Genomic DNA, 26,341 nt, shown 5'->3' on the forward strand with positions numbered 1-26,341 from the left:
GGCACTGAGGTGCAGCAGCGCGTTATCTGCCCCTCTTTGTCCGAACCGTCGTTTACCGGGCCAATTGCAGCAACTGAGGCTCCGTGGGCAGCCGCAGCGTGTCCGTGGCCAGCCAACCGGCGATGGCGAGCGACCCGGCGAGCGGATCCCCGGCAGCCGACGTAGGGCGGGCATGCGGCAATTGTTCCGCCAGCTGCGCGCGCAGCGGTACGAGGAGAGGGTCGCCCATCTTGAACAGGCCCCCCGTCAGGGCCACTTCGGACGCTCCCGTGACCGGGCACACGGCGGCCGCGGCCTCGGCCACATGCGCGGCGGCCCGCCGCAGGATCCCCGTCGACACCTCGTCGCCGACCGTGGCGCAGTGTGCCACCTCGGGGGCGAAGGAGGCCAGCACGGCGGGCCGGTCGGTCCGTGGATAGAGCGCTCCCGGCAGCCCGGTGGCGGGACCGAACCGCGCCTCGGCACGGGCGAGCAGCGCCGGCGAACCACCCCGGCGCCCGTCGAAGGCCCGCATCGCCGCCTCGAGACCGGCCCGGCCGATCCAGGCACCGCTGCCGCAGTCGCCGAGCAGATGACCCCAGCCGTCGGCGCGGCGCCAGGACGTGAGATCCGTGCCGAGCGCGATCAGGCCCGTGCCGCCCGCCACCACCGCACCGGGCCGCTGTCCGAGAGCCCCCGCGTACGCGGTGACGGCGTCGGCGGCCAGCGCCAGGCGTCGTACGCCCAGCGCCCGGTCCAGGGCGCCGGGCAGCACGGCACGCAGCTCGTCGCCGAGCGTCGCCATGCCGGCGGCCCCGACCGCCAGAGCGGACACGTCCGCCGCACCGGCGCGGCCCAGCATCGCCTCGACGGCGGGCAGCACTTGCGCGAGGAGATGGGCCGCCTCGATCCCGCCGGGACCGGTCCGCACCGGCTCGCCGGACGTCACGGTCTCCACGGGGCGGGCGTCGTACGCCCGGGCGAGGGCGATCCGCAGCCCCGAGCCCCCCGAGTCGACCCCGACGACCCAGCCCGCGTCCGTCACGGCAGCCGCCAGTCCACCTCCTGCGCCCCTTGGCGCAGAAGAAGTTCGTTGGTGCGGCTGAACGGCCGCGAACCGAAGAACCCGCGGTCTGCCGACATCGGGGAGGGGTGCGAGGACTCGATCGCCGGCAGATTGCCCAGCAGCGGACGCAGATTGCGCGCGTCACGGCCCCACAGCACGGACACCAGTGGCTTCCCGCGGGCGGCCAGCGCCCGGATGGCCTGCTCGGTGACGGCCTCCCACCCCTTGTCACGGTGGGCGCCGGGCTTGCGGGGCGCGGTGGTGAGCGCCCTGTTGAGCAGCAGCACACCCTGGCGTGTCCAGGGCGTCAGATCGCCGTTCGACGGCCGGGGCAGGCCCAGGTCGGTGTGCATCTCCCGGAAGATGTTGTCCAGGCTCGGCGGCACGGGGCTCACCTCCGGTGCCACGGAGAAGCTCAGGCCCACCGCATGCCCCGGCGTCGGGTACGGGTCCTGGCCGACGATCAGGACCCTCACCTCGTCGAAGGGCTGCTGGAACGCCCGTAGGACGTTCGCTCCCGCGGGCAGGTAGGTCCGCCCTGCGGCGATCTCCTGACGCAGGAAGTCGCCCATAGCGGCGATGCGTTCGGCCACGGGCGCGAGCGCATGCGCCCACCCCGGTTCGACGATCTCATTCAACGGTCGTGCTGCCACGTGCGTCACTCTACTGGCGCAGCGCCACGGGGCTCACCCGATCACCGCCGCACGCACGCAGAGCACGTCCGGCAGGTGCTCGGCGAGCAGCTGCCAGCTGTCACCGTCGTCCGCGCTGGCGTACACCTCGCCGTTGCGGTTGCCGAAGTAGACGCCGGCCGGATCGCCGTCGTCGGTGCACATCGCGTCGCGCAGGACCGTGCCGTAGTGGTCGCCCTCCGGCAGCCCGGCCGTCAGCGCGTCCCAGCTGGCCCCGGCATCACTCGTACGGTAGACACGGCAACGGTGTCCGGCCGGCACCCGGTCCTCGTCGGCGTTGATGGGGAACACATAGGCCACGTCGGGCCGATGGGGGTGCGCGGCGACCGTGAAGCCGAAGTCGGAGGGGAGGCCGGCGCCGATGTCGGTCCACTTCCCGCCCGCGTCGTCACTGCGGTACACACCCCAGTGGTTCTGCAGATAGAGCCGGTCCCGGTCCCCCGCGTCCTGCGCGATCTTGTGCACGCACTGGCCGAACTCCGGGTCCGGATCGGGCAGGAAGACGGCGGACACCCCCTGGTTGGAGGGGTTCCAGCTCGCCCCGCCGTCGCGGGAGCGGAACACGCCGGCCGTCGACACCGCGACCGTCACCGCCTCCGGATCGCGTGGATCGGTCACGATCGTGTGCACGGCCTCGCCGCCTCCGCCGGGCACCCACCGCGATCGGGTCGGGTGCTCCCACAGCGGGCGGACCAGCTCGAACGACGTGCCGCCGTCCTCCGATCTGAACAGGGCGGCGGGCTCCGTGCCCGCGTAGACGACGTCCGGGGAGTGCGCGGGCGCGGGATGCAGCTGCCAGACCCGCTCCAGTGAAGCCCCGGTGTCCTTGGGGAACTTGACCGCAGGCTTCGGCGGCTCGGTCCAACTGGCGCCGAGGTCGTCGGAGCGGAAGACGGACGGGCCCCAGTGGGAGCTGTCGCCGCCGACGAGGAGCCGCGGGGTGGAGCGCCGGCTGTCGATGGCGACCGAGTAGATCGCCTGCGCGTTGAAGTGGGGTGCGTCGAACTCCCACCGGCCGTCGCGCCTTCGGCCGATGAACAGACCCTTGCGGGTGCCTACGGTCAGTACTACGTCGGGCATGGCCGACACCTCCAGGACGCCGTTGTCGCGGATAGGGGCCAGTCTGCACCCGGCTACTGACAGCGGCTCCCGGAACGGGCGTCTCCCCAGGTCACGGGCGTGTTCCGCGTCAACCTGGGGAGAGCCTGGAGCGCGGAATCGCGGCGTGCGGGTTCCGCGCGGAGGAGCGGGGGCTCAGATCGCCCAGGCGTACTGGCTCGGCGCATGGGTCTCGGCGCCCAGCTCGCGCGCCGCCCGGCGGGCCCACGAGGCGTCGCGGAGCAGTTCGCGCCCGAGCAGGACGGCGTCGGCCTCACCGTTGGCGACGATCTTCTCCGCCTGGTCGATCTCCGTGATCAGCCCCACCGCGGCCACGGGCAGATCGGTCTCCGCCTTCACCCGGGCGGCGAAGGGCACCTGGTATCCGGGGCCGACCGGGATCCGGGCGGGGCCGCCGTTGCCGCCGCTGGAGACGTCGAGCAGGTCGACGCCGTGCTCCCGCAGCAGGCGCGCGAAGCGGACGGTCTCGTCCGGGGTCCACCCCTGGTCCTCCAGCCAGTCGGTCGCCGAGATCCGGAAGAAGAGCGGGAGCTCCTCGGGCCACACCGCCCGTACGGCGTCGACGACTTCGAGGGCCAGCCGGGTGCGGTTCTCGAAGGAGCCGCCGTAGGCGTCGGTGCGGTGGTTGCTGTGCGGGGAGAGGAACTCGCCGATGAGGTAGCCGTGGGCGCCGTGCACTTCGAGCACCTCGAAGCCGGCCGCCAGGGCGCGGCGGGCCGCGTCGGCGAACTGTCCGGTGATCTCGGCGATCTGCTCCGTCGTCAGCTCGGTCGGGACGGGGTGGCCCTCGGCGAACTCGACGGGGCTCGGCGCGACCGGCTGCCAGCCGTGGTCGTCGGTGCCGACCGGACCGCGGCCGTTCCAGGGGCGCTTGGTGGACGCCTTGCGGCCCGCGTGTCCGATCTGGATGCCGGGGACGGTGCCGTGCTCCTTGAGGAACGCGGAGACGCGCCGGAGCGCCTCGACCTGGGCGTCGTTCCAGATGCCCAGGTCGGCGGGGCTGATCCGGCCCTCGGGGGCGACGGCGGTCGCCTCGACGAGGATGAGGCCGGTCCCGCCGGTGGCGCGGGAGGCGTAGTGGGCGAAGTGCCAGTCGTTGGCGACTCCCGCGTTCGGACCGAACACCTCTGCCGAGTACTGGCACATCGGGGCCATCCACACCCGGTTCGGGATGGTCAGCGACCGCAGGGTGTAGGGCTCGAACAGGGCGACGCTCATGACGGACTCCGTTTCGGGGGGCCTCGAAGGATGCTCGTACGATACTCATCGTAGTACGTCATCTGTCAAACTACGAGAGTTCTCGTACAATGGGCGCGTACCCCGGATGAAGTGGAGCCGCCGCCGTGACGACCGCGACCAACCCTCGGGTCCTGGACCACCCCGCGCGGGAGGAGATCCGCCTGGAGGGGGTGCTGCATGCGCTGTCCGACGCGGTGAGGCTCACGATCGTGAGCGACATGGCGCGCGAGGGCACCGAGTTGAGCTGCTCCTACTTCGACCTCCCGGTGACCAAGTCGACGACGACGCACCATTTCCGCGTGCTGCGCGAGGCCGGCGTCATCCAGCAGATCTATCGGGGCACCGCCAAGCTGAACGCCCTGCGCCGCGAGGACCTGGACACTCTTTTCCCCGGCCTCCTGGACAGCGTCCTGCGGGCGACCGAGGCCCAGGCGGAGCGCCTGGGGCAACGGGCCGACGGCGACGCGTAACGGGTTCACACGGGAACGGAGCGGCCCGCGCGGGCCGGCTCCGCGGCCTGGGCGGGCCCACGCCTCCGGGGTGGTCGCCGGACGGTCGGCGCCCACAGCCTCGGCGCGGCCCCACCTCTCCGCCGAACGAAGGGTGGCCCGGGCTGCTGACGCCCGCGCCTCGGCAGTCCGCGCGCGGCCGCACCTCCCGGCCGTGCCGCTAGCCCTCCCCGCCCGTACCCTCCCGTGCCGCCGCGCGGAGGCCCGGCCAGTCCGGGATCTTCACCCGGCCGCGGCCCAGTGAGCGGCCCAGGTCCGACTCGGCGCGTTCGATGGAGAGCCAGCCCCGCCAGGCCACCGGCTCGTGACCCAGGTCCCGCAGTGCGGCGATCGGGTCGGCCGCCACGGGACGCCGAGCCAGCTCCGCCGCGTCGGCCAGCAGGGACGTCACGGTCTCCTTGGCACACGGGCGATTGGTGCCGATGACGCCCGTGGGGCCACGCTTGATCCAGCCGGCGACGTACTCGCCCGGTGACGGCACGCCGTCCCGCAGCACCCGGCCGGCCTCGTTCGGGACCGTCCCCCGGGCCTGGTCGAAGGGAAGCCCGGGCAGGGCGACCCCCTTGTAGCCGACGGCCCGCAGGACCAGCTGGGCCTCGATCTCCTCGTACCGCCCGGTGCCCCGCACGCCGCCGGCGCCGTCCGGCTCCGTGCGCTCGAAGCGGACCGCGACCACCCGGCCGTCCTCGCCCAGCAGCTCCACCGGCCGCAGGAAGAACCGCAGCCGGATGCTCCGCGCCGCCTCCGCCTCGCCGTCCGGTGTCGCCGCGCCCGGGTCCTGTGCCGCGCCCGCCGCCCACCCTCGGACGACCTCCAGATTCCGCCGGTTCACGGCCGGCAGCGCCGAGGAGTCCGCGAAGGTGGGGTCCAGCGCCAGATCCGCCGGATCCACGCTCACCCGCGCGCCGCCCAGGCCGCCCAGTTCCCGTAGCTCCTTCGTCGTGAACTTGGCCTGCCCGGGGCCCCGCCGCCCCACCATGTGCACCTCGCGCACCCGGCTGGCCTCCAGCGCGGCGAGGGCGTCCTGCGGCACGTCCGTGGGCCGCAGTTCGTCCGCGCCCCGGGCCAGGATCCGGGTGACGTCCACCGCCACGTTGCCCACGCCGATCACGACCGCCGAGCGCCCGTCGAGCCGGAAACCGTTGCCCGCGGCATCGGGGTGCGCGCTGTACCAGGAGACGAAGTCCGTCGCCGAGTGGCTGCCCGCCAGGTCCTCGCCCGGCACCCCCAGCCGACGGTCCCGCGCCGCGCCCACGCAGTACACGACCGCGTGGTACAGCTCCAGGAGGCGCTCAGGGGTCAGTCCTCGCTCGCCCACCTCGACATTGCCGACGAACCCGACCCGCTCGTCCTCCAGGACAGCCCGCAGGTTCTGCTGGAGCGACTTGATCTTCTCGTGGTCGGGCGCGACGCCGTAGCGGACCAGGCCGTACGGGCAGGGCAGCCGGTCCAGGACGTCGACCCGCACCCCGGGCACACCGGACTGCTGGACCAGCGACTGGGCGGTGTAGACCCCGCTGGGCCCGGAACCGACGACAGCGACACGAAGCACGGCCGTACTCCTTCCCGCCGCGGGGATTCCCGCCGAGAGGCTTCCAGCATGGCACCGGAAGCCCCGGCAGGGGAGACACGCGACAGGCCCGGCCGCCGCGGGGCGGGCTCCGCTACATCGAGCGCATCCGGTTGATCTCCGCCGTCTGCTGCGCGATCACGTCGTTCGCCATCTCCTCCACGAGGACGTTGTTCCCCTGGCCCAGCACCTCGGCCGCCATCGTCACCGCGCCCTCGTGGTGGGTGACCATCAGCTTCAGGAACAGATCGTCGAACGCCGTGCCCTTCGCCTTCCGCAGCTGCGCCAACTGCGCCTCGGTCGCCATCCCCGGCATCGTGTGGTGGTCGTGACCGCTCTGCTCACGCGGACCGCCGTTGTTCTTCAGCCAGCCCTCCATGGCGTCGATCTCCGGCTTCTGCGCCGCCGTGATGCGGTCCGCCAACTTCTTGACCTGCGCCGACCCGGCCCGCTGCGGAGCGAGCGCGGTCATCGTGAGCGCCTGCCTGTGGTGCACGATCATCATCTGCGCATAGGTGTAGTCCGCCGCGTTGGGCTTGTCGTCGGGCAGCAGCCGGGACGCCTCGGCCGGCGATATCCTCCGCGCCGGTTCGCCCGGCTTCCCGGGGGCAACCACCGCGGGACCCGAAGCCCCCTGGCCCTGCGGCGCCTTCGTGTCCGGGGCCGAATCGCAGGCGGACAGCGCCCACACCGCGGCGATGCTCAGCGCGACGGCAACAGCTCCACGGATACGGCGGTTCAACAAGGCGACCTCCAGGGGTGGTTCCGAGGGACCGGGGGGACAAGCGTCGGGCACCGTTCCTAGCACGCTTCTCAGGGGCATCGAGCAAAAACATTCATTACATGTGTGTTGCCATCTGTTGAGATGTGCACGCTAAGGACGATACTGCCGGGGTCCATCACCCGTTCAACTACGAACGGATACAAGGGAGGACGGAGTGACTTCGTTGCGTACCACGCGCATCACGCGTACCCCGCGCGCACGGATCAGAGGTCTGGGTGTGGCGACCGCCGCGGCCGGACTGCTGGTCAGCCTGCTCGCGGCCGGCCCCGCGGCCGCCACGCCCGACCCGGGTGACAGCACCGCGCAGGGCACCGTCTCCTCTGCACAGGCGGCCGAGGCCCGGTCCGCCATCCAGAGCGGCGAGATACCCGGCGTGGACGAGATCGTCCACAGCGACAACATCCAGCACCTCGTGAACATCCCCAAGGATGCGCTCGCGGGCACCAACTCCGACCTGGCCTTCCAGGGCAAGTACGCCTTCGCGGGCAATTACGACGGTTTCCGCATCTTCGACATCAGCAACCCGCGCGCGCCGAAGACGGTCGCCCAGGTCCTCTGCCCGGGCTCCCAGAACGACATCTCCGTCTCCGGCAACCTCGTCTTCCTCTCCACCGACTCCTCCCGCAGCGACAACTCCTGTGCCAGCGTCAGTCAGCCGGCCACGGAGAAGTCCTCCTGGGAGGGCATGAAGATCTTCGACATCAGCGACATCCGCAACCCGAAGTACGTCGCCGCCGTCGAGACCGCGTGCGGCTCGCACACCCACACGCTGGTGCCGAAGAAGAAGGACGTGTACGTCTACGTCTCCTCCTACTCGCCCAACGCCGCGTTCCCGGACTGCCAGCCCCCGCACGACGGCATCTCGGTCATCAAGGTGCCCCGCAAGGCGCCCGAGAAGGCCGCGATCGTGAGCTTCCCCGTCCTGTTCCCGGGCGAGGGTCCGGACGGCGGCGGCAACCCCGGCGGTCCGACCAACCCGGGTGTCTCCAAGACCACCGGCTGCCACGACATCACCGTGCTGCCGGGCAAGGACCTCGCGGCCGGCGCCTGCATGGGTGACGGCATCCTCTTCGACATCGAGGACCCGGAGCACCCGAAGGTCATCGACCAGGTCCAGGACAACGTCAACTTCGCGTTCTGGCACTCGGCGACCTTCAACCAGAAGGCGAACAAGGTCGTCTTCACGGACGAGCTCGGCGGCGGCTCCGGCGCGACCTGCAACGCGGCCGTCGGCCCGAACCGCGGCGCGGACGGCATCTACGACATCGTCGGCAAGGGCAAGCACCGCAAGCTCGTCTTCCGCAGCTACTTCAAGATCCCGCGCCACCAGGCGGCCACCGAGAACTGCGTCGCCCACAACGGCTCGCTGATCCCGGTCAAGGGCAAGGACCTCATGGTCCAGGCGTGGTACCAGGGCGGCGTCTCCGTCTGGGACTTCACCGACTCCAGCAAGCCGAAGGAGATCGCCTACTTCGAGCGCGGTCCGCTCTCCGCCACCACGATCAGCACCGGCGGTTCGTGGTCCGCGTACTACTACAACGGCTACATCTACTCCAACGACATCGCGAAGGGCTTCGACGTGCTGAAGCTCGACGACCGTCGTACGGACCCGGCGAAGCGGATCCGGATGGACGCGCTCAACGTCCAGACCCAGCCGGACTACTTCGAGGACTTCGAGGACTGAGCCTTCGACGGCTGAGTCCCGGACGACTGACACGGCACCCGGAGCTCTAACACCGAGGCCGTGAAGGGAATGCCGTCGGGCGGACCACCGTCCGGCGGCATTCCCTGCTCCCAGTCCAGCCCGTAGCGCTGGAACAGCTCCGACCGCAGCCGGGCCATCGGCATCGGCGCCCCGGGCAGCAGCACCGCCACGACCGCGCCCATCAGCAGCGCCCGCAGCAGCGGATAGTCCGCGTCCACGTTCGTGGAGCCGTACCGCGTCACCGTGTCCCGCAGCAGGAAGGCCAGCCGCTGCTGCTCCGGACACTGCACGAACCCCTCGGCCTGCAGGATGCCCGCCATGTGCGTCCGCATGAGCACGGGGCGGTCCACCGCGAGGCCCAGGATCGCGTCGATGGCCCGCGCCATCCGCTCCCGGCCGTCCTCGGTCCGCGGCTCGCGCTCCAGCGCCTCCTCCAGCGTGAGGTGCATCAGCCGGTGCACCGCCGACTGCAGCAGCTGGCGCTTGCCCGGGAAGTAGTACGAGATCAGACCACGTGCCGAACCGGCCCGCTCGGCGATGTCGCCCAGCGTCGTCGCCTCGTAACCGCGCTCGGACACGAGCTCGACGGTCGCCTCCAGGAGGCGCTCCCGCGAGCGGCGTCGAAGCTCTTCATTGACCGATGGGCTACGCGGGGACATGCTTGACTCCTGCGTTGACTGGCTCGCAGCCAATATACTCAGCGCAGCTTGCTGTCGCGCCTTCGTGGCTGGTCAGCGGGTTTGCCGTCTGTTCTGGGCGACGCGGGGGATCGTCCAGGACAGGCGGCTTCATCGCGTTTCTCCCATTCTCCTCCGTGCGGCCCCCGGCGGACCGGCCCGTCCGGCGCCCCGGCCGTACGTGCGGAACGTGATGATCGACACAATCACGAGGCAGATCCCGAGCAGCCAGCCGGCCACCACGTCCGACGGCCAGTGCACCCCCAGATAGACGCGGGTCCACCCCACACCGAGCACCGACACCAGGGCCGCCACGGTGATCACGCTCCAGCCCCGCCAGTTCTCCCGCCAGTGCAGTGCGAGCACCCAGAGCAGCAGCCCGCAACTCACCGTCGCCGTCATGGCGTGCCCCGAGGGGAACGACGCGTACTGAGCCGAGTCCACCGGATCGGGCCAGCCGGGCCGCTCCCTGTCGACCGCCCACTTCATGCCCTGCTGGACGGCCGCCGTCAGCAGGCTGGTGACCGTCAGCCACAGGGCGAGCAGCCGCTCGCGCCGCCACCACAGCACCACCACCGCGACGGCGATCAGCGCGCGCATCGTCCATGGATCCCACACCCAGTCGCTCAGGATCCGGTTGAGCTGGGTGAACCCCGGCTCGGCGACGGCGCTGCGGTGCAGCTCGTCGGTGATGGAGCGGTCCAGGGAGAGCAGCGGGGGCCAGCCCACAGCGACCAGGACGAGCAGCAGCACGGCCAGGGCGGCGGAGACCACGGCGGAGGAGCGCATGGCCCGATCTTCCCCGACCCGCGCGCCGGATCGCCGTCAACCCCGGCTACGCGCCGGAATCCCCGGTTATCCGAGCGCCTTGAGAGCGGGGACGAACGCCACCAGGACCGGCACGACCGGCACGAGGGCCGCGGACGCCGTCAGTCCCAGCCGCCGCCCGGCCGTGAGCCGCGGAGCGGCCGTGAGGAGGCGGTTGACCCGCTGCGGCAGGTCCGCGTCCGGTGCGGTACCCGGGCCGAACACCCCGCGCTCCTCGTTCAGTTCCACCAGCGCCAGCGCGATCGTCAGCCGCCCGAACCGCCGCGAGGCCACATCGTCGGCCGCCAGCTCCACCAGGCGGTGCATCTCGCCCCGGAAGGCCGCGAAGACCGGAATCCCAGGGAACCCTCCCGCCAGCGCCCCCGAGCAGTGCAGCAGCCAGTCGTGGCGCGCCCGGGCGTGTCCCTGCTCGTGCGCGAGCACGGCATCGAGCTGGCGTCCCTTGAGGCGGCGCAGCGCCGCCGTCGTGATGACCAGCTGCGGCGCGGTCCCCGGCAGCCACCAGGCGTCCGGCCGCTCGCCCTCCAGCACCACGAGGCGCTCGCTGCCCGGCTCCTCGCCCGGCAACAGAGGGGCACGGACGAGCAGTTCGCAGCGGCGCTGCCGACGGCGCGCCCGAGCCCGGCGGATCTCGCGGCCGAGCATCGCGCCGGTCCACAGTCCGCCACAGGCCAGGAGCACGGCGAGCGCCGCCGACCAGGGCCGGTGGGCGCCCAGTTCGTACGCCTCCAGCACTCCGTGCGGCGCACCCGCGAAGACCTGGCCCCGCACCACCTGCCATGCGGCCGCGGCGCTGAACGTCATCGACAGCGCGAAGCTCAGCAGCACCGCAGCCACCACGCACTGCCACACCCACAGGGCCACCACGGGCTCGCGTTCCGCCCAGTCGGACCGTGACAACAGCCGTGGGGCCACGGCGGCGGTCAGGACGCCGAGCGAGAGCAGCGCGAGGGAGACCAACATGGCGTCCAGCCTATGAGGGCCGTACTACTCGGGGGTATGGCCTCGCACGCCAAGTGACGTACGCCACGGTTTCGGCGCGGCCGGCGTCAGAGGGTCACGAGCATCGCCAGCATCGCGAGCGCCATCGACAGCCGGCACACCAGCGCGAACTCCGGCCGGGTGGCCCAGGCCACCGGCGGACCGCCCGCCGACACCGCCACCGGGACGAGCCGCGTTCCCGTGCGGAGCACGTACACGACGTAGTACGCGAGGAGCGCACCCGTCACGAGCGGTACGCCCGCGGTGCTCCCGACGCCGTGCCCCCCGTGCGCTCCCTGTGCCGGGGACGCCATGACCACCGCCATGTAGACCATCGCCAAGGAGCCCAGCAGATGGTGCAGATGATGCCCGCCGCGCCGCACCGTCGACAGCGCGTGGAGGGCCGCCGCCCCGAACACGGCCGCGTACACGACCCACGACCAGGGGGGAGGCGTGAGCACGGCCGGGGGCAGCGCCATCGCCGCCATCCCGAAGCCCATCACGGCCTCGCTCCCCGCCGTCCTGCGCTCCTCGCCCACGCATCGGCGCATCCGCAGCAGGCAGTACACCCCGCTGGCCCCGCACAGCGTCAGCAACAGCCAGGCCGACAACGCCGGTCCGTGCACGTCACACCTCCCCGTGGGTCTTCCCCCGGGTCGATGCCCGCGCCCGGCCCGGCCTACGCGAGCGCACAGGCGTACGCGGGGGAGCACGGGGACGGGGCGATACGCTCGGGGGGATCGTCAGCGCCCCGAGGGGAGACCCGAACAGCATGGACACCGTCACGCCGCAGGACACCGGTCGGATCGGCTACCGCGACGCCGTCGAGGACGACGTCCCGGTCCTCGTGCCGCTCGTGGAGTCGGCCTACCGCGGCGACTCGAGCCGGACCGGCTGGACCACCGAGGCGGACATCCTCCAGGGGCAGCGGACCGACGCCGAGGGCGTGCGCGCCGTCATCACCACCCCGGGCAGCCGGCTGATGGTCGTGGAGCGCGACGGCGAGGTCGTCGCCTGCTGCCAGCTCGAACACCGCGGCGACGCCGCCTACTTCGGCATGTTCGCGGTCCGCCCCGAACTCCAGGGCGCCGGTCTGGGCCGCCTGATCATCGCCGAGGCGGAGCGCCGGGTGCGGGAGATCTGGGGCGTGCGCGAGATGCACATGACGGTGATCTCCGTGCGCGAGGAACTCATCGCCTGGTACGAGCGGCGCGGCTACCGCCGTACGGGAAGGATGACCCCCTTCCCGTACGGCGACGAGCGCTTCGGTGTCCCGCAGCGGGACGACCTGCAGTTCGAGCTCCTGGTGAAGCCGCTGGTCTGAGCCCCGGGCCGGCGGATCAGGCCGTGAAGCGGCCGGTGCGGCGGATCTCCGGATAGTCGGTCGTCGCGCCGTCGAGCTCCAGGGCCCGCACCAGCCGCAGGTGGTCCTGGGTGTTCACGACCCAGCCGATCACTCGCAGGCCCTCGCCGTGCGCGCGCTCGACGGTCTCCAGCGTGAGGTGCCGGATGTTCAGGACCAGGGCGCCGGCGCCGACCGCCTTGGCCCGGTCCACGACGTCGGCGTCCCACAGGTCCGCCACGAGCGCGGTACGGACGCCGGGGACCAGCCGGGAGACCTCGGCGAGGGCCTCGTCGTGGAAGGAGAGGACCTCCACCCGGCCAACCAGGTCACGCCGCTTCATCACCTCGGCGAGGGCACGGGCGGCGGCGACGTCCTTGATCTCGGCCTGCAGCGGGGAACGCACCGCGTCCAGGACCTCCTCGAAGACGGGGACGCGCTCCCCGCCGCCCGCGTCCAGCTCGCGCAGCTCCGCGAGGGTCTTCTCGGCGATCGCGCCGCTGCCGTCGGTGGTCCTGCCGACATCGGCGTCGTGCATGACGACGAGGGCGCCGTCCTTGCTCAGATGGAGATCCAGTTCGATGACGTCCATGCCGGCCTGCTCGGCCCGGACGAAGGAGCGCAGGGTGTTCTCGGGCTCGACGCCCATGACTCCGCGATGACCGATGGTGAGGAAACTCAAGATCTTCTCGCTTCCGTCGATGTCCGGGCCCAGGTCCCTCCGGGCTCCCGGTGCGGCTCGGGGCGCAGCCTAATGACTTCACCGCAAGAAGGAAGCGCACGCGCGCGGGGCGTCGGAAGGTGCCACTCCGGGCGTCACACCCGCGGGCCCCTCAGGGCCCCGCCTCGCCCCTGGCGGGAGCCTCCACCAGCGCCTCAAGGTCCGTCAGCATCGACTCGGCGAGTTCCAGCTCCGCCAGGTGCTGCCGTTCGCTCCAGCGCAGGGCCACGGCCGGATGGCGCCACTCCGGCTCGGCCTCGGCCCGGGCGAGCGCGTCCCGGACCTCCTTGAGCTCGCCCTCTGTGCGGGCGATGTGCTCCTCGACGAGCGTCCGCAGCCGCTCCGGGGCGGCGAGATGCCCCAGCCAGACCCGCAGCACCAGCGGATGCTTGAGCACCACGGGCCCGCCGTCGCCGTCGGCCCAGTCGGCCAGCGCCGCCCGGCCCGCGTCCGTGATCGCGTACCGCCGCTTGGTCCGCGGCTCCTCAGGACCCGACCGTTCCGACATCACGTATCCCCGCGACTCCAGCCGGCGCAGCTCCGCGTAGATCTGGCTGATCGCCGGCGACCAGTGGAAGAAGCGCAGGGACGCGTCCGCCCACTTCTTCAGCTCGTAGCCGGTGCGCCCGCCGGGGAAGGAGAGCAGCCCGAGCACCGCCCAGGCGGTCTGCGGCAATCCGTGTTCCGTGTCTTGCCTCTTCGCGATCTGACGACTAGTCATATGACTGATCGAAGCAAGGACAGCTCCCTGACACAACCCCCTGGAGGGCATGTGAAGTTCTCCGTGATCTTCGAGGCACAGCTGGCCGACCCCACCGTGGAGCACGAGCACCAGGTCATCCACGACTGCGTCGAACAGGCCGTCCTGGCGGAGGAGATGGGCTTCCACCGGATCTGGGCCGTCGAGCACCATTCCCTGAAGTGGTACGCCCACATGTCCGCCCCCGAGGTCTTCCTCAGTTACGTCGCCGCCCGGACGAGCCGTATCCGCATCGGCCACGGCGTGGTCTGCATGCCGTTCAACTTCAACCACCCCGCCCGGGTCGCCGAGCGCGCCGCGATGCTCGACCTGCTCTCCGGCGGACGCCTCGACCTCGGCGCCGGGCGAGGCGGCACCGAGCAGGAGACCTCGCTCTGCGGGGTCGACCGGGACCGTACGACCCAGGAGGTCGAGGACGCGCTGCGAATCATCGGCAGGGCCTGGCAGAAGGACGAGCTGGAGTACAGCTCCGAACTGATCAGGATCGATCCGCATCCGATCCTGCCCCGCCCCCGGCAGACCCCGCATCCACCGCTCTTCCTCGCCTGCAGCCGTACGGAGACCCTCACCCAGGCCGCCGAGCTCGGCATCGGCGCGCTGGTGATGGGCTTCGCCGGGCCCGAGTCGATCGCCGAGATGCGCCGCGCCTACGACGCGGCCCGCGCCGCACGCACCGGCGACCGGTACGTCTCCACCGTCGTCAACGACCACTTCTCCGTCCTCTGCCCCACGATCGTCCTCGACGACCGCGCCGAGGCCCGGCGCATCGGCATCCGGGGGCAGCGCTTCTTCGCCCAGTCGATCGGCCACTGGTACGGAGGGGCGGGCATCCCCGACGAGGCGGTGGTGGACGGCGCCGACGAGGCCGCCGACATGCGCCGCGCCGCCGAGCAGGTCGTCGCCCGGCTGCACGAACAGCGCATACCGGTGCGCCCCTCCGCCACGGCCACCTTCCACGCCGACCACGCCTACGGCACCGCCGAGGACGCCATCGCCTACGTGGAACGGCTCCGGGACGCGGGCGCCGACGAGATCATGTGTCTGATGCAGATGGGGACCGTGCCGCAGGAGGCGTGTCTGGAGACCCTGCGTCAGTGGGGCGAGAAGGTCATCCCGCACTTCACCGAGGGGGCGGGCGCACGATGACGGAGACCGCACCCGACGGCCCGCCCGTCGACCGGCTCGACCCCGAGGCCCGTCCCTTCGTCGACCTGCTCACCGCCGTCTTCCCGGACATCGGCGGAGCCGTCACCGACGCCGTCGAGGCCCGCCGGCTGCTCGCCGCCGCCCCCGCGCAGCCCGGTGAGCCGCCCGCCGTCGGCTCGGTGGAGGACCGGACGGTCCCCGGCCCCCAGGGCGCCCCGCCGCTCCCGATACGCGTCTACCGCCCCGAGGGCGACGCGAGGCCCCGCCCGACCACGGTCTTCTTCCACGGCGGCGGCTGGGTGCTCTGCGGCCTGGACACCCATGACCGCACCTGCCGGACCCTGTGCCGGGAGTCCGGGGCCGTCGTCGTCTCCGTCGACTACCGGCTCGCCCCCGAGGCCCGCTTCCCCGCCCCCGTCGAGGACGCCTACGCGGCGCTCCTGTGGGCCGCCGCGCACATCGACGAGCTGGGCGGTGAGCCCGCGGCCCTCGTCGTCGCGGGGGACAGCGCCGGAGGCAACCTCGCCGCCGCGGCCGCGCTGCTCGCCCGCGACCGCCGCGGCCCCGCGATCGCCCGCCAGGTGCTCATCTACCCGGCCACCGACATGGCCGGCACCCACGCCTCGTACCGGACGAACGGCGAGGGCTACTACCTCACCGCCGCCCATATGCGCTGGTACCGCGACCACTACCTCGGCCCGGACGGCGACCCCGGCCATCCGCTCGCCTCCCCGCTGCGCGCCCGGCTCGCCGGTCTGCCGCCCGCCCATGTGGTCACGGCCGGCTGCGACCCGCTGTGCGACGAGGGGCGGGCCTTCGTCGCCGCCCTGGCCGCGGCGGGAGTCGAGGTCACGGAGGACCACCACCCGGGGATGTTCCACGGCTTCCTGGCCCTGCACGAATACCTCGGCGCGGCTTCGCGGGCCTTCGCGGGCGCGGGGGATGCGATCGCCTCAACGCTTTCCGACAGGAAAATCAGCGGTGACCATGGGGGTGTCGCAGGATAATTTCTCTTGCTCCTCTTGTCTGGAGGAACCGCGGACGGATACGGTGTCTTGACGCGAGGTTCTCCTGTGGAGGAAGTGACATGACGGAAATTCTTGTGCAGGACGTGACCGGTGGGGGGATATTCGCCACTGCTCCGGTGATCGAGCACCCTGCCTGGCCCGAGCTCAAGAATGCCGTGGAGGAGATCCGTCCCTGGCAGAGCAAGGACGGGTCCATCGACTTCGAGACCGAGGGCGCGCCGTCCCGCGCCCTCGCCGAGGGTGCGGTCGAGCGCGTCGTGACCGCGGTCGAGCAGCTCTCCCCGCTGCTCCCGCACGACGCGGCGTACCACCGCGCGCTCGTCGCCGACCTGCGCAAGTGGGTCGAGGGCGGCTTCGGCGTGCCGGACTTCCTGGACTCCCTGCTGGCCTTCCAGCCGGCCGCCGACCGCCAGGACGGGCTCCAGCACCTGGCGCTCTTCCCGATGTACACGCAGAACGGCAACCCGGACCGCAACCTCGAGGCCGTCGTGCTGCGGATGGTCTGGCCGGAGTGGCTCTCCGAGCTGGAGCGCACCCGCTACGACAACCCGCTGTTCTGCGGCATCACCTTCGAGGACTTCACCGCCGGTTACGACACCAACTCGGCCGTCCTCTTCCCCGAGACCATCGCCGTGCGCCAGGCCCCCGAGCGCTTCAGCTGGGGCGGCATCTTCTGCGACCGCGAGGCCGCCCGTTTCCGCAAGGTCACCGAGGCCGCCGTGGACATCCTCGGCATCGAGCTGCCCGAGGACATCGCCGCCATGGTCGAGGACCAGAAGCGCTGCGAGTCCGCCTTCGTGCTCTGGGACATGGTCCACGACCGCACCCACAGCCACGGCGACCTGCCGTTCGACCCGTTCATGATCAAGCAGCGCCAGCCGTTCTGGATGTACGGCCTGGAGGAGCTGCGCTGCGACCTCACCGCCTTCAAGGAGGCCGTGAAGCTGGAGGGCGAGGGCAACACCCACGGCCGGGACGTGCAGTACGCCGTCCTGTTCGACCGGATGTTCCGCTTCCCCGTCACCGGTGACCGCAACCGCAACTACGACGGTCTGGGCGGCCAGCTCCTCTTCGCGTACCTCCACAAGCACGACGTGGTGCGCTGGACGGACAACACGCTCAAGATCGACTGGGAGCGTGCCCCCGAGGTCACCAACCAGCTCTGCGCCGAGATCGAGAAGCTGTACCGCGAGGGCATCGACCGCCCCAAGCTCGTCCACTGGTTCAAGGCGTACGAGCTCGTCTCCACCTACCTCGCCCCGCACCCGGGATCGAAGTGGGCCAAGGGTCCGGACGCCCTGGACCTCTCCCTGCCGCCCCGCAAGCTCGTCGACGACGTGCTTCCGGACGAGTTTCCGCTCAGCATGTTCTATGAGGCCCTGTCCAAGAAGCTCAAGGACGTGATCGCCTCCACCAAGGGCATCACCGCCGCGAACGCTTCGCGGACCGAGCAGGCTGCCGCGTGAACCCAGTCACGGAGGAGGAGGGGACGACCATGAACGGCAACGGGAACGGCGGGCCGCTGGAGGGTGCCGTCATCGCGGTCGCGGGAGCGGCCGGTCCGGCCGGGCGGGCGACGCTGATGCGCCTCGCCGAAGCCGGCGCCATCGTCGTCGGAGCCGACGCCGACCCGGCCCGCCTGGCCGAGGCCGTCGACGCCGCCCGGTACGCCCACGGTGGCGCCACGGTCGTCGGCGACACGGTCGACCTGTTCGACCTGGGCGCGGCGCGCGAATGGGCCGACAAGACGGAGAAGGAGTTCGGCCGGATCGACGGGCTCGTGCACCTCGTCGGCGGCTGGCGCGGCAGCGCCTCCTTCGGCGAGACCGACCTCGCCGACTGGAACTTCCTGGAGAAGCTCCTCATCCGCACGGTCCAGTCCACCTCGCTGGCCTTCCACGAGCCGCTGCTGCGCAGCGACCGCGGCCGTTACGTGCTGATCAGCGCCGCGGGCGCCTCGAAGCCCACCGCCGGCAACGCGGCCTACTCCGCCGCCAAGGCGGCGGCCGAGGCGTGGACGCTCGCCATGGGCGACGACTTCCGCAAGGCGGGGGGCGACGAGGGACCCCGGGCCGCGGCTGCCATCCTTGTGGTCAAGGCACTGGTGCACGACGCCATGCGCGCCGAGCGCCCGAATGCGAAGTTCGCGGGCTTCACCGACGTCACGGATCTGGCCGACGAGATCGCCGGCGTCTGGGAGCGACCCGCACAGGAAGTGAATGGACAGCGTCTGTGGCTGACCCCCAAGCCGTGACCCCGGCTCTGCCCACGAGGACCGACGCGCGTCGTCACCACGACCCGTCGGTCCGGGGCTTCGCCAGCGACAACTACGCCGGAGCCCACCCGGAAGTGCTCGCGGCCATCGCGCTCGCCAACGACGGTCATCAGATCGCCTACGGCGAGGACGACTACACCGAGCACCTCCAGCGGATCATGCACAGCCACTTCGGCCCGAACGCCGAGGCCTTCCCGGTCTTCAACGGCACCGGCGCGAACGTCACCGCCCTGCAGGCGCTGACCGACCGCTGGGGCGCCGTGATCTGCGCCGAGTCCGCGCACATCAACGTGGACGAGGGCGGTGCGCCGGAACGGATGGGCGGCCTCAAGCTGCTCACCGTCCCGACCCCGGACGGCAAGCTCACCCCCGAGCTGATCGACCGGCAGGCCTGGGGCTGGGAGGACGAGCACCGGGCCATGCCGCAGGTCGTCTCGATCACCCAGAACACCGAACTGGGCACCGTCTACACCGTGGACGAGATCCGGGCCATCGTGGAGCACGCCCACGCCAAGGGCATGAAGGTGCACCTCGACGGCGCTCGGATAGCCAACGCCGCCGCTTCCCTGAACGTGCCGATGCGCGCGTTCACCAACGCGGTCGGCGTGGACGTCATCTCCTACGGCGGCACCAAGAACGGCATGCTGTTCGGTGAGGCCGTGGTCGTCCTCAATCCGGACGCGGTCAGCCACATGAAGCATCTGCGCAAGCTGTCCATGCAGCTCGCGTCCAAGATGCGCTTCGTCTCCGTCCAGTTGGAGGCGCTGCTCGCCAAGGACCTGTGGCTGCGCAACGCCTCGCACGCCAACGCGATGGCGCAGCGCCTCGCGGCCGGCGTGCGGGAGGTGGACGGGGTGGAGATCCTCTACCCGGTGCAGGCCAACGCGGTCTTCGCACGGCTGCCGCACGAGGTGAGCACCCGGCTCCAGAAGCGCTTCCGCTTCTACTTCTGGGACGAGGCCGCCGGCGATGTGCGCTGGATGTGCTCCTTCGACACCACGGAGGACGACGTCGACGCCTTCCTCCAGGCGCTGAAGGAGGAGATGGCGCGCTAGCGCCCCTCCGAACAAGGTATAAGTATGCGGCCGACCGGAAAGTCATTGACTTCCGGTCGGTCGTCTTTCTAGGGTCCCCGGTTATGGAGCTGATCCAGCAGGACCCCGAACTCTCCGCCTACCTCGCCGCGGACGAGGTGATCGACCACGAGCACCCTGTCGTGCGCGAGACCGCCGCCGGGCTGCGCGCCCTGCATCCGGACCCGTACGCGTACGCCCGGGCGGCGTACGCGTACGTACGGGACGAGATCCCGCACTCGAGCGACACCGGCGACCTCCGTGTCACCTGGCGCGCCTCCGACGTCCTCGCGCGGCGCACCGGGATCTGTCATGCCAAGGCGCACGCGCTCGCCGCGCTGCTGCGCGCCGAGTCGATCCCGACGGCGCTCTGCTATCAGAAGTTCGAGGTGCTCCACGGGCTGGTCGCGATCCGGCTGCCCGGAACGGAAGCCTGGCATCGGCAGGATCCCCGCGGTGGCGAACCGGGCCGGGAGGCCGAGTTCTCCCTGGAGGGGGAACGGTTGGCCTTCCTGCCTGATCCGGAGTTCAATGAAGTGGACTACCTGGTGCTGTATGCTGCACCACATGCGGGAGTTCTGAGCGCCATGCGGTCGGCGCGGGACAGCCCGGAACTCTTGCGGATCCTTCCGACCGACCTCTGACGCAAGGACGACGATGCCCCTCACCCTGACAGTCTCCGACGAGGTGCGCACCCTCGTACCCGGCTTCACCCACCTGGCGATCGAAGCCCACGGACTCGTCAACGGCCCCAGCGACGAGGTCAGTTCGGCTCTGCTGGACGACGCGGCCCGACGTCTGGCCGAGCGGCTCGCCGGGCAGGCGCCGGACAAGGACCCGCACGTCGCCGCCTGGCGCGCGGCGTACTCCGCCTTCGGCGCCAAGCCCTCCCGTACCCGCAACTCCGCGGAGGCCCTGGCCAAGCGCGCGCTCGCGGACGGCGGGCTGCCGCGGATCAACCGACTCGTCGACGCCTACAACGCGATCAGCGTCGCGCACCTCATCCCGGTCGGCGGCGAGGACCTCGACAAGATCGAGGGCGAGATGCGGCTCGTGCGGGCCACCGGTGACGAGGCGTTCGTGACCACGGCGGGCGGCGAGGAGACCGTGGAGCACCCCGAGCCGGGCGAGGTCATCTGGTGCGACGAGGCGGGCGTCACCTGCCGGCGCTGGAACTGGCGCCAGGGGCCGCGCACGCGGATCGACGACGACACGGTCAACGCGGTCTTCCTGCTGGAGTCGCTGACTCCCATGACGCGCGAGGAGCTCGTCGCCGCGGGCAACGAGCTCGCCGAATCCCTGGAGAAGCTGAACCCCGGGGCGCGGATCACCGTCCGCGACCCGGAGTGACGTTTCGTCCGGTGGCCTGCCGGGGGGCCGGCCTTCCGGTCAGCCCGCGTCCTTGACCTCGGCCGGAGTCGGGGCCGTGCCCCCGAGGTGCGCGGGCACCCACCAGGTGTCGCTCGCGTCCTTGGGGCGTACGGGATAGGCGCGCTGCGCGGCCTCCAGAAGCTCCTGGACGCGCTCGCGCAGCCGCCGGGTGATGGCGCCCGCGTACTGGTCCGCGGGGGCCTCCACCGGCTCGCCCACCCGGATCGTCACCGGGATGTGGCTGCGCTTGAAGTTCCGCGGCCGGCCCTTCGTCCAGACGCGCTGGGTGCCCCAGAGCGCCATCGGGATCAGCGGGACCCCGGCCTCCTGCGCGAGCCGCGCCGCACCCGACTTGAAGCTCTTGAGCGTGAACGACTGCGAGATGGTCGCCTCGGGGAAGACGCCGATGATCTCCCCGGCCTTGAGCGACTCCAGCGCATGCTTGTAGGCGTGCTCGCCCTGCGAGCGGTCCACCGGGATGTGCTTCATGCCGCGCATCAGGGGACCGGACACCTTGTGCCGGAAGACCGAGTCCTTGGCCATGAAGCGCACCAGGCGCTTCTGCGGCAGCGCGGCCAGGCCCGTGAAGATGAAGTCCAGATAGCTGATGTGGTTGCTGACGAGCACAGCCCCGCCCGTGCGCGGGATGTGCTCCGAACCCTGCGTGTCGATCTTCAGGTCCAGCGCCTTGAACATGGTGAGTGCGGCGCCGATGACCGGCCGATACACGAGTTCTGCCATCTGAGAGGAACCCCTTCTTCTGTTCCTGGGGAGGGTTCTCCCGGCGGAAGTTACGCAGCCGTAGGTTTTCGGCTTTGGGCAGATCGTGCCCCATGTGGGCCGTGGTGACCAGTCCTGACGGCTTCGTACGGGGAGATTCTCGTCACGCCCGGTGGCCGTGGCGGGAATCGAACGGTGACGTGGAACGCTGGAGGGTGCAGTGGAGAGCAGGGAGCGGGATATGACGGAACAGCGGCTGGGCGCCGACCGGCTCGGGGCCGAACTGGGGGAGCGGGCCACCCTCGTGCAGTTCTCCACGGCCTTCTGCCAGCCCTGCCGCGCCACCCGTCGGACCCTGTCCGAGGTGGCGGAGATGATCGAGGGCGTCGGCCATGTGGAGATCGACGCGGAGGAGCGGCTGGACCTCGTCCGCGAGATCGGGATCGTACGGACCCCGACCGTGCTCGTTCTCGACGGTACCGGGCGGATCGTCGTCCGGGCGGCCGGACAGCCCCGCCGCGCGGACGTCATCGCCGCGCTGGGGCGCGCCGTCTGACGCGGTGACACTTCTCCCACATCCCGGTACGCACTTGACTGCACCCGCCAACGATCGTCAGTCTGGCGAGGTGCCTGCAGAAATCCTTCTCTACGGGCGGGCCCACGTGGACCTGGCCCGCAACGCGAGCGCGCGCTGTCCGGGCGTCTGAGAAGCCACGGACCCCTCTCACGATGCCCTCGCAGAAGGACAACTCCATGACGATCTCGCCCGAGCTCCGCACCGTCGGCGCCCCGCGGCAGGCCTCTCCCGATCTCCTCCGTTCCGTCTTCCGGCAGCACGCGGCCGGTGTCGCGGTGATCACCGCCCACGGGGAACGCCCCGTCGGCTTCACCGCCACCTCCCTCAACTCCGTCGCCGCGGAACCTCCGCTGATCTCCTTCGGCGTGGGCACCACCTCCTCCAGCTGGCCCGTGATCTCCGAGGCCGAGCACATCGGCGTCCACATACTCGGTGAGCACCAGCAGGAGCTGGCGGGCACCTTCGCCCGCAGCGGCGCCGACCGGTTCGGCGGTCCCACGCGCTGGAGCGTGGGACCCGAGGGCGTCCCGATCCTGGACGACGTACTGGCCTGGCTGGTCTGCCGGGTGGTGGCCCGCGTCCCGGCCGGGGATCATCGGATCGTGATAGCCCAGGTCGTCGCCGGGGACCCGAGCGGGGTGGGTCGGCCGCTCCTCTATCACCAGGGTCGCTTCAACGCTCTGCGTGACTGAGGGTTCCCTTACCTGAGCGTTGGCAAGGTCACACGCCTGAGCGCTTGCTTACTGGTAACGGACTGGGTGTACTGGCGAGTAATATTTCGGTCGGGGCGTAGGGCGCCCCGACCGGAAACCCGCCCTTCAGGCGCCTATGCTGCGAGCAACAAGGCAGCCCAGTTATGACGATGCAGTAGGAGAGCCGGCGTGAGCTTGAGGATCGTTGTCTGTGTGAAGTACGTGCCCGACGCCACTGGCGACCGGCACTTCGCCGATGACCTGACCGTCGACCGCGACGACGTCGACGGCCTGCTGTCGGAACTCGACGAGTACGCGGTCGAGCAAGCGCTCCAGATCGCCGAAGAGGCCGACGACGCCGAGGTCACCGTCCTCACCGTCGGTCCCGAGGACGCCAAGGACGCGCTGCGCAAGGCGCTGTCCATGGGTGCCGACAAGGCCGTCCACGTCGAGGACGACGATCTGCACGGCACCGACGTCATGGGCACCTCGCTCGTGCTCGCCAAGGCCATCGAGAAGACCGGCTACGACGTCGTCATCGCCGGTATGGCCTCCACCGACGGCACCATGGGTGTCCTCCCGGCGATCCTCGCCGAGCGTCTGGGCGTCCCGCAGGTCACGCTGCTCTCCGAGGTCTCCATCGAGGGCGGCGTCGTCAAGGGCCGCCGCGACGGTGACACCGCTTCGGAGCAGCTGGAGGCCTCGCTTCCGGCCGTCGTCTCGGTGACGGACCAGTCGGGCGAGGCCCGCTACCCGTCCTTCAAGGGCATCATGGCCGCCAAGAAGAAGCCGGTGGAGTCCCTGGACCTCGACGACCTCGAGATCGAGGCCGACGAGGTGGGCCTCGAGGGTGCCTGGACCGCGGTCGACTCCGCCGCCGAGCGCCCCGCGCGCACCGCGGGCACGATCGTCAAGGACGAGGGCGAGGGCGGCAAGCAGCTGGCCGAGTTCCTCGCGAGCCAGAAGTTCATCTAAGGGCTCGCGCGAGCCGCTGAAGTCCGCCCCCTTTTCGTTCGCAGGAGATTGAATCCCCATGGCTGAGATTCTCGTCTACGTCGACCACGTCGACGGAGCCGTCCGCAAGCCCACCCTGGAGCTGCTGACGCTGGCCCGCCGCATCGGCGAGCCCGTCGCCGTCGCGCTGGGCAACGGCGCCGCCGACACCGCCGCCGCACTCGCCGAGCACGGCGCGGTCAAGGTCCTCACCGCCGACGCCCCCGAGTTCGCCGAGTACCTCGTCGTCCCGAAGGTCGACGCGCTGCAGGCCGCGTACGAGGCCGTCTCCCCGGCCGCCGTGCTCGTCCCGTCCTCCGCCGAGGGCAAGGAGATCGCGGCCCGCCTCGCGGTCCGCATCGGCTCCGGCATCATCACCGACGCCGTCGACCTGGAGGTCGGTGACGAGGGCCCGGTCGCGACGCAGTCCGCGTTCGCCGCCTCCTTCACCACCAAGTCCCGTGTCTCCAAGGGCACCCCGGTCATCACGGTCAAGCCGAACTCGGCCCCCGTCGAGGCCGCCCCGGCCGCCGGCGCCGTCGAGGCCCTCGCGGTCTCCTTCGGTGCGCTGGCCACCGGCACCAAGGTCACCGCGCGCACCCCGCGCGAGTCGACCGGCCGTCCGGAGCTGACCGAGGCCGCGATCGTGGTCTCCGGTGGCCGTGGCGTCAACGGCGCCGAGAACTTCGCGATCATCGAGGCGCTCGCCGACTCCCTCGGTGCCGCCGTCGGCGCCTCGCGCGCCGCCGTGGACGCCGGCTGGTACCCGCACTCCAACCAGGTCGGCCAGACCGGCAAGTCGGTCTCGCCGCAGCTGTACATCGCCTCCGGTATCTCCGGTGCGATCCAGCACCGCGCGGGTATGCAGACCTCGAAGACCATCGTCGCGATCAACAAGGACGCCGAGGCTCCGATCTTCGACCTCGTCGACTACGGCGTCGTGGGCGACCTCTTCGACGTCGTCCCGCAGCTCACCGAGGAGGTCAAGTCCCGCAAGGGCTGACCTCCGCAGGCTTGACCTGCGAATCTGTACGGTCCGGGGGCCGCGTGGTGATGATCACCGCGCGGCCCCCGGCCGTTTCGGACAACCATTGACGCAGGTCCCGACGGACTACTAACTTCGCTATACGGATTGTTGATTCCGTGAAGCGGAAAATAGGAGGATGTGGGATGGGTCAGCAGGAGAAGGTGTCGACGAGCCTCGCCGGAGCGGTCAGCGAGGGCATCAGCGCCTCCCTCGCAGCGGTGGACGCCGAGCTCGACCGGCGCTACCCCGGCGACCCGGGCACCCGCCAGCCCGTCCATACCGTCTACGTCCCCGGCAACGTCTTCGACGCCGGAACGATCCGCTCCTGGGGCGACCAGGCCCTCGCGGCCCTCGACGAGCACGCCCCCGACGCCGACTCCTTCGCCGCCGTCCTCGGCCTCTCCGACGACCTCGCCCAGGACGTCTACGGCCGCGTACGGGCCAAGCTGGAGCGCGAGCCCATCGAGGACCTCCGCGTCGACTTCGAGGACGGCTACGCGGGCCAGGACGAGGACCACGACGCCGCCCGCGCCGCCCGGCTGATCTCGGAGGCGTACGACAAGGGCACCGCGGCTCCGTACATGGGCATCCGGATGAAGTGCATGGAGGCCGCCGTACGCGACCGCGGCATCCGCACCACCGACATCTTCCTCACCGGACTCATCGAGAACGGCGGCCTGCCCGACGGCCTCGTCCTCACCCTTCCGAAGGTCACCTACCCGGAGCAGGTCTCGGCCTTCGTCCGCCTCCTCGAAGCCTTCGAGAAGGCCCACGGCCTGGACGCCGGCCGCCTCGGCTTCGAGATCCAGATCGAGACCAGCCAGTCCATCCTCGCCACCGACGGCACCGCCGCCGTCGCCCGCATGATCGGCGCCGCCGAGGGCCGAGCGACCGGACTGCACTACGGCACCTTCGACTACAGCGCCTGCCTGGGCGTCTCCGCCGCCTACCAGGCCAGCGACCACCCGGCCGCCGACCACGCCAAGGCGATCATGCAGGTCGCCGCCGCCGGTACGGGCGTACGGGTCTCCGACGGCTCCACCAACGTCCTCCCGGTCGGCTCCACCGAACACGTCCACGAGGCCTGGCGCCTGCACTACGGCCTCACCCGCCGCGCCCTGGCCCGCGCCTACTACCAGGGCTGGGACATGCACCCGGGCCACATCCCCACCCGCTACGCCGCCGTCTTCGCCTTCTACCGCGAGGGCTTCGAGGCCGCCGCCAAGCGCCTCTCCGCCTACGCCAACCACGCGGGCGGCGACGTCATGGACGAGCCCGCCACCGCCAAGGCGCTCAGCTCCTACCTGCTGCGCGGCATCGACTGCGGCGCCCTCGACACCGCCGAGGTCGACGCCCTCACCGGCCTGACCCGCGCCGACCTCGACCGCTTCTCGGCCCCGCGCCGCGGCGACCTCACGGCCACGGCTCAGTAACGGCCGACACCCCCGCCCCGTACTCTGTACGCGT

Annotated in this window: 28 protein-coding genes; 15 read left to right on the forward strand and 13 right to left on the reverse strand. The window is 71.2% G+C overall.

Features of this window, described 5'->3' with window-relative positions; genetic code table 11:
• Positions 1 to 52: 52 nt before the first annotated feature.
• The 4 genes from ACFQ7Q_RS20515 to ACFQ7Q_RS20530 form a co-directional block, all read right to left on the reverse strand.
• The gene (locus ACFQ7Q_RS20515; RefSeq protein WP_383557100.1) at positions 53 to 1,024 is read right to left on the reverse strand and encodes an N-acetylglucosamine kinase; all 972 of its coding nucleotides are present in this window, start codon (positions 1,022 to 1,024) and stop codon (positions 53 to 55) included.
• Positions 1,021 to 1,698: a uracil-DNA glycosylase gene (locus tag ACFQ7Q_RS20520; RefSeq protein ID WP_383557103.1), complete on the reverse strand. Its 678-nt coding sequence runs from the start codon at positions 1,696 to 1,698 to the stop codon at positions 1,021 to 1,023. The genes ACFQ7Q_RS20515 and ACFQ7Q_RS20520 overlap by 4 nt, the downstream gene beginning before the upstream one ends.
• A 33-nt stretch (positions 1,699 to 1,731) precedes the next feature.
• Complete coding sequence (locus ACFQ7Q_RS20525; protein ID WP_383557105.1) at positions 1,732 to 2,817, reverse strand: WD40/YVTN/BNR-like repeat-containing protein; 1,086 nt, start codon at positions 2,815 to 2,817, stop codon at positions 1,732 to 1,734.
• A 174-nt stretch (positions 2,818 to 2,991) separates the two neighbouring features.
• A complete protein-coding gene (locus ACFQ7Q_RS20530; RefSeq protein ID WP_383557108.1) occupies positions 2,992 to 4,074 on the reverse strand; it encodes an NADH:flavin oxidoreductase/NADH oxidase in 1,083 nt (360 codons plus the stop codon).
• Between the two features lie 125 nt (positions 4,075 to 4,199).
• On the opposite strand from ACFQ7Q_RS20530, the gene ACFQ7Q_RS20535 reads away from it, so the two are divergent.
• Positions 4,200 to 4,565: an ArsR/SmtB family transcription factor gene (locus ACFQ7Q_RS20535; RefSeq protein WP_383557111.1), complete on the forward strand. Its 366-nt coding sequence runs from the start codon at positions 4,200 to 4,202 to the stop codon at positions 4,563 to 4,565.
• Between the two features lie 199 nt (positions 4,566 to 4,764).
• Here ACFQ7Q_RS20535 and ACFQ7Q_RS20540 read toward each other — a convergent pair whose 3' ends face one another.
• Together ACFQ7Q_RS20540 and ACFQ7Q_RS20545 are read right to left on the reverse strand one after the other, a co-directional pair.
• Entirely contained in the window at positions 4,765 to 6,156 is a 1,392-nt protein-coding gene (locus tag ACFQ7Q_RS20540; RefSeq protein WP_383557114.1) for an FAD-dependent oxidoreductase, read from the reverse strand.
• Positions 6,157 to 6,268: 112 nt separating this feature from the next.
• Positions 6,269 to 6,919 carry a DUF305 domain-containing protein gene (locus tag ACFQ7Q_RS20545; protein WP_383557118.1) on the reverse strand — a complete coding sequence of 217 codons (651 nt, stop codon included), beginning with the start codon at positions 6,917 to 6,919 and terminating at the stop codon, positions 6,269 to 6,271.
• A 193-nt stretch (positions 6,920 to 7,112) separates the two neighbouring features.
• On the opposite strand from ACFQ7Q_RS20545, the gene ACFQ7Q_RS20550 reads away from it, so the two are divergent.
• Positions 7,113 to 8,642: an LVIVD repeat-containing protein gene (locus ACFQ7Q_RS20550; protein WP_383557120.1), complete on the forward strand. Its 1,530-nt coding sequence runs from the start codon at positions 7,113 to 7,115 to the stop codon at positions 8,640 to 8,642.
• Here ACFQ7Q_RS20550 and ACFQ7Q_RS20555 read toward each other — a convergent pair.
• The 4 genes from ACFQ7Q_RS20555 to ACFQ7Q_RS20570 all read right to left on the reverse strand — a co-directional run bounded on the left by ACFQ7Q_RS20555 (position 8,618) and on the right by ACFQ7Q_RS20570 (position 11,775).
• The gene (locus ACFQ7Q_RS20555; RefSeq protein WP_383557121.1) at positions 8,618 to 9,322 is read right to left on the reverse strand and encodes a TetR/AcrR family transcriptional regulator; all 705 of its coding nucleotides are present in this window, start codon (positions 9,320 to 9,322) and stop codon (positions 8,618 to 8,620) included. The genes ACFQ7Q_RS20550 and ACFQ7Q_RS20555 overlap by 25 nt on opposite strands.
• Before the next feature lie 129 nt (positions 9,323 to 9,451).
• Complete coding sequence (locus ACFQ7Q_RS20560) at positions 9,452 to 10,129, reverse strand: phosphatase PAP2 family protein (RefSeq protein ID WP_383557124.1); 678 nt, start codon at positions 10,127 to 10,129, stop codon at positions 9,452 to 9,454.
• Positions 10,130 to 10,195: 66 nt separating this feature from the next.
• Positions 10,196 to 11,131, reverse strand: coding sequence for a M56 family metallopeptidase (locus ACFQ7Q_RS20565; RefSeq protein WP_383557127.1), 936 nt, complete (start codon positions 11,129 to 11,131; stop codon positions 10,196 to 10,198).
• Between the two features lie 86 nt (positions 11,132 to 11,217).
• On the reverse strand, positions 11,218 to 11,775 hold the full coding sequence (locus ACFQ7Q_RS20570) for a DUF5134 domain-containing protein (RefSeq protein WP_383557131.1): 558 nt from the start codon (positions 11,773 to 11,775) through the stop codon (positions 11,218 to 11,220).
• A 146-nt stretch (positions 11,776 to 11,921) separates the two neighbouring features.
• Between ACFQ7Q_RS20570 and ACFQ7Q_RS20575 the strand changes: the two genes are divergently transcribed.
• Positions 11,922 to 12,473 carry a GNAT family N-acetyltransferase gene (locus tag ACFQ7Q_RS20575; protein ID WP_383557134.1) on the forward strand — a complete coding sequence of 184 codons (552 nt, stop codon included), beginning with the start codon at positions 11,922 to 11,924 and terminating at the stop codon, positions 12,471 to 12,473.
• A gap of 16 nt (positions 12,474 to 12,489) precedes the next feature.
• Here ACFQ7Q_RS20575 and ACFQ7Q_RS20580 read toward each other — a convergent pair whose 3' ends face one another.
• Positions 12,490 to 13,173, reverse strand: coding sequence for a glycerophosphodiester phosphodiesterase (locus ACFQ7Q_RS20580; RefSeq protein ID WP_383557136.1), 684 nt, complete (start codon positions 13,171 to 13,173; stop codon positions 12,490 to 12,492).
• Between the two features lie 151 nt (positions 13,174 to 13,324).
• On the reverse strand, positions 13,325 to 13,867 hold the full coding sequence (locus ACFQ7Q_RS20585) for a helix-turn-helix transcriptional regulator (protein WP_383557194.1): 543 nt from the start codon (positions 13,865 to 13,867) through the stop codon (positions 13,325 to 13,327).
• Between the two features lie 117 nt (positions 13,868 to 13,984).
• Here ACFQ7Q_RS20585 and ACFQ7Q_RS20590 point away from each other — a divergent pair, with 117 nt between their 5' ends.
• From ACFQ7Q_RS20590 to ACFQ7Q_RS20620, 7 genes are all read left to right on the forward strand, one after another.
• The gene (locus ACFQ7Q_RS20590; protein WP_383557139.1) at positions 13,985 to 15,118 is read left to right on the forward strand and encodes an LLM class flavin-dependent oxidoreductase; all 1,134 of its coding nucleotides are present in this window, start codon (positions 13,985 to 13,987) and stop codon (positions 15,116 to 15,118) included.
• Entirely contained in the window at positions 15,115 to 16,125 is a 1,011-nt protein-coding gene (locus tag ACFQ7Q_RS20595) for an alpha/beta hydrolase (RefSeq protein ID WP_383557142.1), read from the forward strand. Before ACFQ7Q_RS20590 ends, ACFQ7Q_RS20595 begins: the two co-directional genes overlap by 4 nt.
• Positions 16,126 to 16,205: 80 nt before the next feature.
• Positions 16,206 to 17,612: a DUF6421 family protein gene (locus ACFQ7Q_RS20600; protein ID WP_383557144.1), complete on the forward strand. Its 1,407-nt coding sequence runs from the start codon at positions 16,206 to 16,208 to the stop codon at positions 17,610 to 17,612.
• 29 nt (positions 17,613 to 17,641) lie between these two features.
• Positions 17,642 to 18,400, forward strand: coding sequence for an SDR family NAD(P)-dependent oxidoreductase (locus ACFQ7Q_RS20605; RefSeq protein ID WP_383557147.1), 759 nt, complete (start codon positions 17,642 to 17,644; stop codon positions 18,398 to 18,400).
• The gene (locus tag ACFQ7Q_RS20610) at positions 18,397 to 19,476 is read left to right on the forward strand and encodes a threonine aldolase family protein (RefSeq protein WP_383557197.1); all 1,080 of its coding nucleotides are present in this window, start codon (positions 18,397 to 18,399) and stop codon (positions 19,474 to 19,476) included. The genes ACFQ7Q_RS20605 and ACFQ7Q_RS20610 overlap by 4 nt, the downstream gene beginning before the upstream one ends.
• A gap of 83 nt (positions 19,477 to 19,559) precedes the next feature.
• Positions 19,560 to 20,138 carry a transglutaminase domain-containing protein gene (locus tag ACFQ7Q_RS20615; RefSeq protein ID WP_383557149.1) on the forward strand — a complete coding sequence of 193 codons (579 nt, stop codon included), beginning with the start codon at positions 19,560 to 19,562 and terminating at the stop codon, positions 20,136 to 20,138.
• Positions 20,139 to 20,151: 13 nt separating this feature from the next.
• The gene (locus tag ACFQ7Q_RS20620) at positions 20,152 to 20,844 is read left to right on the forward strand and encodes a B3/4 domain-containing protein (RefSeq protein WP_383557152.1); all 693 of its coding nucleotides are present in this window, start codon (positions 20,152 to 20,154) and stop codon (positions 20,842 to 20,844) included.
• A 39-nt stretch (positions 20,845 to 20,883) separates the two neighbouring features.
• Here ACFQ7Q_RS20620 and ACFQ7Q_RS20625 read toward each other — a convergent pair whose 3' ends face one another.
• Positions 20,884 to 21,606 carry a lysophospholipid acyltransferase family protein gene (locus tag ACFQ7Q_RS20625; protein WP_383557154.1) on the reverse strand — a complete coding sequence of 241 codons (723 nt, stop codon included), beginning with the start codon at positions 21,604 to 21,606 and terminating at the stop codon, positions 20,884 to 20,886.
• 220 nt (positions 21,607 to 21,826) lie between these two features.
• Here ACFQ7Q_RS20625 and ACFQ7Q_RS20630 point away from each other — a divergent pair, with 220 nt between their 5' ends.
• The 5 genes from ACFQ7Q_RS20630 to ACFQ7Q_RS20650 all read left to right on the forward strand — a co-directional run bounded on the left by ACFQ7Q_RS20630 (position 21,827) and on the right by ACFQ7Q_RS20650 (position 26,307).
• On the forward strand, positions 21,827 to 22,141 hold the full coding sequence (locus tag ACFQ7Q_RS20630) for a TlpA family protein disulfide reductase (protein ID WP_383557156.1): 315 nt from the start codon (positions 21,827 to 21,829) through the stop codon (positions 22,139 to 22,141).
• Between the two features lie 197 nt (positions 22,142 to 22,338).
• The gene (locus ACFQ7Q_RS20635; protein WP_383557158.1) at positions 22,339 to 22,854 is read left to right on the forward strand and encodes a flavin reductase family protein; all 516 of its coding nucleotides are present in this window, start codon (positions 22,339 to 22,341) and stop codon (positions 22,852 to 22,854) included.
• Between the two features lie 189 nt (positions 22,855 to 23,043).
• On the forward strand, positions 23,044 to 23,829 hold the full coding sequence (locus tag ACFQ7Q_RS20640; protein WP_383557161.1) for an electron transfer flavoprotein subunit beta/FixA family protein: 786 nt from the start codon (positions 23,044 to 23,046) through the stop codon (positions 23,827 to 23,829).
• Between the two features lie 58 nt (positions 23,830 to 23,887).
• A complete protein-coding gene (locus tag ACFQ7Q_RS20645) occupies positions 23,888 to 24,850 on the forward strand; it encodes an electron transfer flavoprotein subunit alpha/FixB family protein (RefSeq protein ID WP_383557163.1) in 963 nt (320 codons plus the stop codon).
• 167 nt (positions 24,851 to 25,017) lie between these two features.
• Entirely contained in the window at positions 25,018 to 26,307 is a 1,290-nt protein-coding gene (locus tag ACFQ7Q_RS20650; RefSeq protein ID WP_383557165.1) for a DUF6986 family protein, read from the forward strand.
• Positions 26,308 to 26,341 lie beyond the last annotated feature (34 nt).

This window comes from Streptomyces sp. NPDC056527 (assembly GCF_042794475.1).
Classification (GTDB): domain Bacteria; phylum Actinomycetota; class Actinomycetes; order Streptomycetales; family Streptomycetaceae; genus Streptomyces.

Bases quoted from the DNA above. Each gene is read 5' to 3' on its own strand.
- ACFQ7Q_RS20525 (WP_383557105.1), bottom strand. From the start codon at position 2,817: ATGCCCGACGTAGTACTGACCGTAGGCACCCGCAAGGGTCTGTTCATC.
- ACFQ7Q_RS20530 (WP_383557108.1), bottom strand. From the start codon at position 4,074: ATGAGCGTCGCCCTGTTCGAGCCCTACACCCTGCGGTCGCTGACCATC.
- ACFQ7Q_RS20555 (WP_383557121.1), bottom strand. From the start codon at position 9,322: ATGTCCCCGCGTAGCCCATCGGTCAATGAAGAGCTTCGACGCCGCTCG.
- ACFQ7Q_RS20560 (WP_383557124.1), bottom strand. From the start codon at position 10,129: ATGCGCTCCTCCGCCGTGGTCTCCGCCGCCCTGGCCGTGCTGCTGCTC.
- ACFQ7Q_RS20565 (WP_383557127.1), bottom strand. From the start codon at position 11,131: ATGTTGGTCTCCCTCGCGCTGCTCTCGCTCGGCGTCCTGACCGCCGCC.
- ACFQ7Q_RS20575 (WP_383557134.1), top strand. From the start codon at position 11,922: ATGGACACCGTCACGCCGCAGGACACCGGTCGGATCGGCTACCGCGAC.
- ACFQ7Q_RS20595 (WP_383557142.1), top strand. From the start codon at position 15,115: ATGACGGAGACCGCACCCGACGGCCCGCCCGTCGACCGGCTCGACCCC.
- ACFQ7Q_RS20600 (WP_383557144.1), top strand. From the start codon at position 16,206: ATGACGGAAATTCTTGTGCAGGACGTGACCGGTGGGGGGATATTCGCC.
- ACFQ7Q_RS20605 (WP_383557147.1), top strand. From the start codon at position 17,642: ATGAACGGCAACGGGAACGGCGGGCCGCTGGAGGGTGCCGTCATCGCG.
- ACFQ7Q_RS20615 (WP_383557149.1), top strand. From the start codon at position 19,560: ATGGAGCTGATCCAGCAGGACCCCGAACTCTCCGCCTACCTCGCCGCG.
- ACFQ7Q_RS20620 (WP_383557152.1), top strand. From the start codon at position 20,152: ATGCCCCTCACCCTGACAGTCTCCGACGAGGTGCGCACCCTCGTACCC.
- ACFQ7Q_RS20625 (WP_383557154.1), bottom strand. From the start codon at position 21,606: ATGGCAGAACTCGTGTATCGGCCGGTCATCGGCGCCGCACTCACCATG.
- ACFQ7Q_RS20630 (WP_383557156.1), top strand. From the start codon at position 21,827: ATGACGGAACAGCGGCTGGGCGCCGACCGGCTCGGGGCCGAACTGGGG.
- ACFQ7Q_RS20635 (WP_383557158.1), top strand. From the start codon at position 22,339: ATGACGATCTCGCCCGAGCTCCGCACCGTCGGCGCCCCGCGGCAGGCC.
- ACFQ7Q_RS20645 (WP_383557163.1), top strand. From the start codon at position 23,888: ATGGCTGAGATTCTCGTCTACGTCGACCACGTCGACGGAGCCGTCCGC.
- ACFQ7Q_RS20650 (WP_383557165.1), top strand. From the start codon at position 25,018: ATGGGTCAGCAGGAGAAGGTGTCGACGAGCCTCGCCGGAGCGGTCAGC.